The organism is Caballeronia glathei (assembly GCF_000698595.1).
Taxonomy (GTDB): domain Bacteria; phylum Pseudomonadota; class Gammaproteobacteria; order Burkholderiales; family Burkholderiaceae; genus Caballeronia; species Caballeronia glathei.
The window spans coordinates 24,462-31,967 of sequence record NZ_JFHC01000079.1 but is presented as its reverse complement, the minus strand read 5'-3'; the positions used below and the strand labels follow the sequence as shown (position 1 = coordinate 31,967).

Here is a 7,506-nt window from a genome sequence, read left to right as displayed (position 1 = left end):
CCGACGCGGTCGCCCGAAACCGACCCACATGAGCCGTTGGGCAGTTGCACGCTCAATGGCTACTTTCAACTAGAACGGCCATTCGCGCGGCGTCTCTGCAGGCAAGTTGTCGGCCTTTGCCGACTTTCGACGAGGCTCACTCGGAGGTCAGTAATAAGCCACAGGCGATAGAATCCGAGAGGCGTTGAGTCGTATCTGAACAAAAAGGCAGTACATCGCTAAAAATAACCAAATCGAAAGGACGTGTTGTGACCGAACGAGAAGATTCCGCAAAAAATAGCTCATTTTCACCGATAGCGCTGTACGCGAACGCCAACGAGGCGTGGAGCGCGCTTGAAGAAATGAATCTATTTGAGATCGGTATTATTGAAGAAGAACCGATTTTTGATCCACATCAGATAGCAGCGGCAATAAGTGAAGATGTGGCAGCGATCAAACCGGACTGGGACAAGTTACATTCCGTCTCAACTCTTGTTCACAGATTGTGTGAGGGAGACGATGTTGCTCTCGTTCAGAAGGCACTGAATGATTTTCTGGAGCGAAATTGGGAAGCGCTTGCTGTGCAGGCGAGGAAGTATGCCTTCGATCGATTCCAACAAAAGCACTCAGCTGATCGCGTAGGATTTGACGAAGCGCTTGATCGTTGGCAAGTGCTGACAAATGATCCTATTTTACACAGGCAGATGGTGGAGAAGTTCACGGAGGGGAAGCCTTCCAATCGCGAACTGAATCAACTGAAGTTGGTCCGAGGCACGTTCGAGACGGCTCGCGCGGTACTTGAACATGCTTGGAAGTATGACCTTGAAGGCGAGCTTCTCAAGCATCAGTCTCTGTCCGGTGCGATGGGCGCCATTCTGCGGGATTCAGCAGGACACACTCGCTGGGGGCAATTGCAGGCGTTGCTATGGCTAAAGCGAGGCGACGCGGATGAAGTTTCGGCATTTGAGCGTGGACTAGGCCAGCACGTCCTTGAGGTCGCTGAGTTGTTGGACGAATTCGGCATTCTTCGTCAGCGAAGCGCGCATTATCAGCTAAGCTATCTTTCACCCCAGAGCCGAGAGTCGTGGCGAAGGCAGCTACGTCGTGCGGTTGGAGGAGATATCGAACTTCGCAACGCGGTCGTTGAGCTTCTTTTCCTTTACGGAGAGGCAGGGAACGATCGCGAAGTGCTATTTGCGGCCGCCAGGTTACAGGGTCCAGAGTCTGAGCCATATCTGAATCAACTCAGGCGCCACAGCGACCGTTTCGTGCGCCGACGAGCGACGGCTCTGTTAGACCTTATGTCGTCGGTGCCCGACATCATAGAACAAGAGCTCTTGAAAAGTGCTACCCGTGAAGACGAGCTCTCGAGACGCAGTGTTCGTCCGAGACCGACAAGAACTTGGATTGGCGACGATCGGATTGAAAATCTCATCGAGCAGACGGTCAACGATGTTGCTCGGAAGTACAGCAACGACATTAGTCCGACGCGAAGCAGCGGTGAGGAAACGCATGTCGCGATCCTTTTTGATCGAATCAGTCAAGCGTTGGCTATAGTATCTTCGCGACTGGAGGAACTTGCTCGACAGCACGACGAGTACGAATATCTGCGCATTCACCTGACGCACAGAATCGTTGGGAAAACGGAAGAGGGCGGTCCTGGTACCGATGGCGCTAAACGGCTATCCACAGATATCTGTATCCTCTTTACAGGACGGGATCGGGAGAAGTTATTTGCGCAGCGAGTGTCATTGCTGCAAGCGAAGCGGATAACGCGTGATGTCGATCAAGCTAGCGATCGGTACAGCATTGATCGTAGCCAACTGGAAGACCTTGCGCGTCAGACAATGGCTGGGTTTTTAGCTACTCTTGGGCCGTGCCACGCTGACGTCTCGATCCCCATCATTCCCGCACGTCTGATGCTCGACATGATTGAGCGTGGTGAGCCTTCGACCGTGCTCTATCCAGGGCGGGCCGCCGAACTTGGGAAATCGATTGGTACATGGCTTCTGGAGGATGTGATCGGACTTTGGACCGGAGATTGGAACAACAACGTGATCGACGTTGCAAAAGGTGGCGTGTTTCGCCGACCGTACATGCTGGTGGAAATAGTCGCTGAGCGCCTACAGCTCAACAACTGAAATCGGGAAAATCCCAGTTTGCACTCAAGCGAGATTCCGCCGTAGTGCTGACGTAGAAGATGGTGTCTATGAACGTACGCAAGGCCGAGTTGCTGACCGCTAGCATCCGGCGGGTTATGGAGCGAACCGGCTTTTGGAATGGCTGCGTGAGGTCGTGCGCGAACGGCTACTAGTGGCCACATGCGGTCCGACGTTGAAGAGAGCTCCTCCGCACTGATCTATCCGCGTAAGGCCTCATGAAGAGACAACAGGCGAGCGTTCTCATGGGGCTTACATGGCTTTTCTCCGGGTCGCTTGCTTAGCGGTGCTGCGAAAACCGTTCAGCGGGCGAACATAGCGAGGGGTGATTATCGCTATTGCGTCCGCTGGATTCGCATCACTTGCCCTTCGGTCAGCACATAAATCTCCTGCGCGGCATCTGTGCCGAAAGAGAACACAGTCCCCGGTATCGGCAATGACCAATCAACCGATTCCGTCACGACGCCATCACGAAAGACGAAACTCTGCAGGCGACCGGTGCATAGATCGGTGTAGAAATAGCGTCCCCGGATTTCAGGTACGGCGGCGCCTCGATAGACATAGCCCCCGAGGATCGCGCAGCCTCCGCTTGCGTGAGTGTATTCGAAGACCGGGGGTGTCAGACCCGTCGTATCGCAGGTGGCCGCGCCGACGCACAACGTACCTTCGATTCTGTCCCAGCCATAATTCAGCCCGCTGCTTGTCGCCGGGGCGACGTTGACCTCCTCGCGCGCAGCCTCGCCGACGTCCGCGATGTAGATCTGCCCCGTAATATCGAAGGAGAATCGCCACGGATTTCGCAGACCGACTGCCCAGATCTCTGGCCGGCCGCCCGCGCCTGTAGCGAACGGGTTGTCAGAAGGTATCGCGTAGCCGTTGCCCCGCACGTCAATCCTCAGCATCTTTCCGAGCAGAGATGCTTTGTTCTGCGCATTGCCGGCGGGATCATTCGAGCCACCACCGTCGCCGGGTGCCAGGTACAGCATGCCGTCTGGCCCAAAAGCTAGCTGGCCGCCGTTGTGATTCGATGCGCCTGGGTGCGGAACGGTCAGAAGCACCGTGCCGCTCGGATCGGCCACGTCAGGGTTGGCGGATGAGACTTGGAATCGAGATACGGTGATCGCGCCATCTGCTGCGGTGTAATAGACGTAAAACCGCCCGTTCGACGCGTACGCGGGGTCGAACGCCATCGACAGCAAGCCACGTTCACCATTGGTCGAAGTCAGCGCCGAGATGTCGAGATATGGCGCCGGGAGCAGCGTCCCGTCGCGGACGATCCGTATCCGACCTGCTCGCTCGACAACGAAAAGCCGGGGGTCATTGGCAGGCGCGGTAAGGTAGATCGGAGCGGTAAGTCCACTCGCTACCGGGGCCACTGTGAGGCGAAACGTTTCAGCAGGCCCATAGGCCACGGTGATCTCTTTTCCAAGCGTTCATGATAGCGCATGCTCGTTGGAGAGTCACCGCCACGGTTCGGCTCGCAACAGTGTTTCAAAGACGCCGTGGAAGCGACCGCCTTCTCCGAGCTTGTCGTTGGCCGACGCAATAGAACCGCAGTGCGCCCGGACGGCGAGTCGGAGCAGATGCGCGAGCCCTGGGCTCAGGTAAGCCAAAGCACGGCCACTATTGGGGAAGGCTAATTGACATAATAATTATTATCCGCTTTTTTATACACGACCCAATTAATTTGCTTCGTTGTCCGACGCTCCTGACGTTCTGGCGCAGCCGTAGTTGCAGTCGATCCAATGTTTCGCCCATTCGATGCCGCGCTCGTAGGCTTGGCATCTGTACACTCGGTTTCCGAGATCGCTGAACACAAACCGCTCTCCAGTATCACGGCTGATCACTGCGCCAGCGCGGAAAAGTCTCTGCGCTGCGATGATTGTCGGAGAGGCTTCGATCACCCATCCGTTGTATTCGGCGAATCGATTCGTACGCATAGTCTGCCCCGATTTCCTCACGAAGGATAGACTGAGAATAGGCGCCGAAGCCCGACGACCAACTTTTTGGCAGTCCGTCCAGAGTGACGCCGCCGTCCCATTCGAGCGTGACCGGCGCACCGCAAGACTGGCACGGTACTGTCTCTCCCTCGTGGTCGTCGCCGACAAGGTGCATCGATCCGCGTCGCCCGCACGCCACGCATCGGTAAGAATACAGGACGGGTTCATCGTTCATGCTCAGTGCTCCACAAGGTTATCCACCGTTTCTGTGCATAAGTGCGAAGTCTCGCACGGAACTTAGATCACACCGTTGACAACATCAATGCCGTGTCACTGTGCTATTCATCAGCATGGAAAGCGCCGTCCGAGCGAGAGTTTGTACGTAACGCTTAAAATGGCATACCCACAATCGGACGGAGAAGCGAGAACCATGAGCGAAGGCGTCTACGGAGTGCAGACAGCGGGACGGGTGACGCACGGCCTGCTGCGATTGAGCACCGCGATGCGCGGCCAAGCATGGGAATGGGCGGAAGGCGCGAAGCTTACGCCGACCCAGGGAGAGATTCTCGTCTTGCTGATGCAGCGCAAGGGACCGATGCGGCTCGGCGAAATCGCGAGGGAAACCGCCCTCTCCGCGGCGACCACCAGTGATGCCGTCAGTACATTGGAAGAAAAGGGACTCGTCGAAAAGCGGCGCGCGATCGATGACGGCCGGGCCCTCGCCGTGCGTCTAACGGCGAGGGGGCGTACGGCGGCGAAGCGCGCGTTGCAATGGCCGGGGTTTCTAGCGAAGGCGGTCGGCACACTGCGCGCCGATGAACAGGCGGCGTTCTATCGGACGTTGCTGAAAGCGATCCGACAACTGGAAACGAAGGAACAGATGCCGGCGCACCGCATGTGCCTTTCGTGCGCGCACTTCGAGGTCAGCAAGAATCCGAAGCGATCGCCGCATCACTGCGCGCTCCTGCAGTTGTCGATGGCCGACACCGATCTACGGCTCGACTGTTCCGTGTACGAAGAAGCCGACGTCTCCACGCAAAAGAAGAGCTGGAAGGTTTTCGCACAGGTGACTTGAACTAGGGCATCGCGCCCTCGCCCGGCCCGTTCTAACTGTGCCATGCCTCGTCGATAACTTTGAAGACAATGGGAACGACGTCATGACCTGTAAACGATACCAGGCGATCGTCCTTCGGATATTCCAACAAGGCCGGAGCACGAATCATATCCAGGATCCTCTTGCTGTGCTTTCCCGTCGAGGCCACATCACCGAGGACTTCTGCTTCGATCCTGTGAATAAGGGCCCACGTCAGTGCGCCCTCCTCCGATTTATGGTGGGCCACAACCGAAGGTACGGCTTTTCGAACAGCCGCTTCAGCGGCAAAAAGCACATCCATCGACTCTTCCCCTTCGCTTCATTTGAAGACAGGCCCCACTCTACCGTTCTTTAGCCGTGCAACAGCACCTTTTTCTTAAGGCGTTCGCGGTCGGCCTCGAGTGCGCTGCTTCCTACCACCGCGAGCCATCCCATCAGTACGCCCGTCGCGTATTGCTGGTTGCGCTTTCGTTCTTCGACGTCCCGCGTCGAACGCGCCTCGGCCATGTTCAGTGCGATCTCCTTTTCAGCGCTCTCGGTTAGGTCGGTGTAGGTCCAAAAGACTCTTTCTGCCGTCTTCTTGTTCTTCCTTTAGTTCGCTTGAGCAACCCATCCCGCATCGTGTCCAACGCAGAGTTGGCATCGAGAACTTCCCGGCGATATGAAACTCGCGTTTGGCGACCTCGATCACCCGCTCTGCGTCACGCGCAAAGGTCTCGGCCGGAGCCTCTTCGTCCAGCCGAGGATATGGCGAGTAGATCCAAAATGCGCGCCGCCATCCGCCTCGATCCTCGTCCGCGCCGGGCAGGACCTTGAACAACTCAGCAACCTCTGGACGGAGTCGCCCATGCATGTCGAACTGGAAGTCCGGGTGCCTGAAGGTACGCTCGGGCGCATCCCATACTCCTAGCAGGGAGCCGTTTGAACGTAAGCGGGCAGCATACTGGGCCGGATTTTTCCCCACCGACGCTCTGGCCATCTCAGCGACACGCTTTCCGTCGGGCCAGCCTATGGCGAGCAGTTCATTCCTAAAGTCAATGGCGGCCTGATGGGGTCTGCTGATGATGGCTCCGCGACGGGCGTCTGGTCGCAAAGGACACGCTAGATCTCATCACCTGGGTCTCGAAGTTCGAGCTTAAATTGCCAACCTTCAAACGCCATCAGCATGGCTCCGAAGTCGTCCCAGCTAATGCGCTTTCCGTCGACCACCACACATGGTGTGTTCGCATTCTCGACATGGTCCCACTCAACGCGACCCCGGACAGTTTGATCGATAATCTGCAGGCCGGCGCTATCATTACGCACGTGCTTCATCGACACGAGTCGACGCATCTTGCCAACGAGTTTGGCCAACAACGCGAACGGGTCTCCGTTGGGATCACCAAGGACGTGAACCTTAAATCCCCCTGGGTCGCCATCGCTCTCAAGTTCAAAGGCTTCGAGTGAGAGCCGGTCGTCGCCGAACAGCAAAGTGCGGAAATGGAATTCGTGCGCTACCCCGTCAGCGTCGTGCAGCCGAACCGGCACGAAGCGCGGATGCTCGAATCTCCGCAAGCCCGCGCGCTCAGCCATTTCCTTGTTGAAGCAACGACTGCAAAGCAGACGACAAGCGCCGCCGTCGGTCGTCACCTCAACCGCCTCGTAAGACGCCGTCGGGATGCCGCACTCAGCGCAGGTCGCGCGCGAAGTCATTGTGAACGTCCCCTCGCGAAATTATCATGATCCGACGGTATCACAAAATCCCCGCCAAGGTCCCGTCAGGGCCGCACGCGACGCCCGCAAACCGGCTCAGAGAATCAGAGTAGCAATCGCACCGCCCGAGTCGTCGACACTGCCTGCTAATGGTACTCAGGGCTGGCGGTCTGATGGCCAACGCAACTCTCGCAATTTCATCCGAGCGCACCGTTGATCTCTCCCGGCAAATCCGGACACTGAATGCGCTCCCGGCCTCGATGGCGGCCATGGTGCAAATCGCGCACTCGGCGTGCGGGCGCAGATTTTCGCCGACCACCATATGGACGCGGTCAAGACGTGGTTTCTGCGCTTCGCCGACATCGAGACCGCGTTCGGACAGCTACCGCAAGGAGGGCGAGGCCCGATGCTCTGGTAGGCCGTCGAGTTGCGCAAGCCCTCTCCTCCCTCACGCAACACGATCTGCTCGCCTCCCAACGCTTCCTGACCGACTCGAAATCGGCAGGGCGTTCGGTAGGCCGCGGCGGGCACTGCCGGTTCAAACAGCAAAGGATACGTCGAGCATTGACAAGCGTGGCGCGACACTCACTTCGTCCTGATCCGCAATTGACCCAACGATTGCTGACTACACTTCGCGGTTGTC

7 protein-coding genes are annotated in these 7,506 nt (G+C 57.5%); 2 read left to right on the top strand and 5 right to left on the bottom strand.

Annotation, left to right across the window (positions count from 1 at the left end):
• The first annotated feature begins 248 nt into the window (after positions 1-248).
• Positions 249-2,120 carry a hypothetical protein gene (locus BG61_RS32395; protein ID WP_152565256.1) on the top strand — a complete coding sequence of 624 codons (1,872 nt, stop codon included), beginning with the start codon at positions 249-251 and terminating at the stop codon, positions 2,118-2,120.
• Positions 2,121-2,473: 353 nt separating this feature from the next.
• On the opposite strand, the gene BG61_RS32390 is transcribed toward BG61_RS32395, so the two are convergent.
• The gene (locus tag BG61_RS32390; protein ID WP_233469233.1) at positions 2,474-3,550 is read right to left on the bottom strand and encodes a PQQ-dependent sugar dehydrogenase; all 1,077 of its coding nucleotides are present in this window, start codon (positions 3,548-3,550) and stop codon (positions 2,474-2,476) included.
• A 421-nt stretch (positions 3,551-3,971) separates the two neighbouring features.
• On the bottom strand, positions 3,972-4,313 hold the full coding sequence (locus BG61_RS43420) for a hypothetical protein (protein ID WP_081868254.1): 342 nt from the start codon (positions 4,311-4,313) through the stop codon (positions 3,972-3,974).
• Between the two features lie 195 nt (positions 4,314-4,508).
• Here BG61_RS43420 and BG61_RS32375 point away from each other — a divergent pair, with 195 nt between their 5' ends.
• Entirely contained in the window at positions 4,509-5,153 is a 645-nt protein-coding gene (locus tag BG61_RS32375) for a MarR family winged helix-turn-helix transcriptional regulator (protein WP_035942585.1), read from the top strand.
• A gap of 31 nt (positions 5,154-5,184) precedes the next feature.
• Here BG61_RS32375 and BG61_RS32370 read toward each other — a convergent pair whose 3' ends face one another.
• From BG61_RS32370 to BG61_RS32360, 3 genes are all read right to left on the bottom strand, one after another.
• The gene (locus BG61_RS32370; RefSeq protein ID WP_035942584.1) at positions 5,185-5,472 is read right to left on the bottom strand and encodes a DUF2471 family protein; all 288 of its coding nucleotides are present in this window, start codon (positions 5,470-5,472) and stop codon (positions 5,185-5,187) included.
• Positions 5,473-5,522: 50 nt separating this feature from the next.
• The gene (locus BG61_RS43015) at positions 5,523-5,678 is read right to left on the bottom strand and encodes a hypothetical protein (RefSeq protein WP_161783720.1); all 156 of its coding nucleotides are present in this window, start codon (positions 5,676-5,678) and stop codon (positions 5,523-5,525) included.
• Positions 5,679-6,272: 594 nt separating this feature from the next.
• Positions 6,273-6,863: a DUF7713 domain-containing protein gene (locus BG61_RS32360; RefSeq protein ID WP_035942582.1), complete on the bottom strand. Its 591-nt coding sequence runs from the start codon at positions 6,861-6,863 to the stop codon at positions 6,273-6,275.
• Positions 6,864-7,506: the final 643 nt, after the last annotated feature.

Excerpts from the sequence above, each read along its gene's own strand:
- BG61_RS32360 (WP_035942582.1), bottom strand. The coding sequence starts at position 6,863 with ATGACTTCGCGCGCGACCTGCGCTGAGTGCGGCATCCCGACGGCGTCT.
- BG61_RS32375 (WP_035942585.1), top strand. The coding sequence starts at position 4,509 with ATGAGCGAAGGCGTCTACGGAGTGCAGACAGCGGGACGGGTGACGCAC.
- BG61_RS43420 (WP_081868254.1), bottom strand. The coding sequence starts at position 4,313 with ATGAACGATGAACCCGTCCTGTATTCTTACCGATGCGTGGCGTGCGGG.
- BG61_RS43015 (WP_161783720.1), bottom strand. The coding sequence starts at position 5,678 with ATGGCCGAGGCGCGTTCGACGCGGGACGTCGAAGAACGAAAGCGCAAC.
- BG61_RS32370 (WP_035942584.1), bottom strand. The coding sequence starts at position 5,472 with ATGGATGTGCTTTTTGCCGCTGAAGCGGCTGTTCGAAAAGCCGTACCT.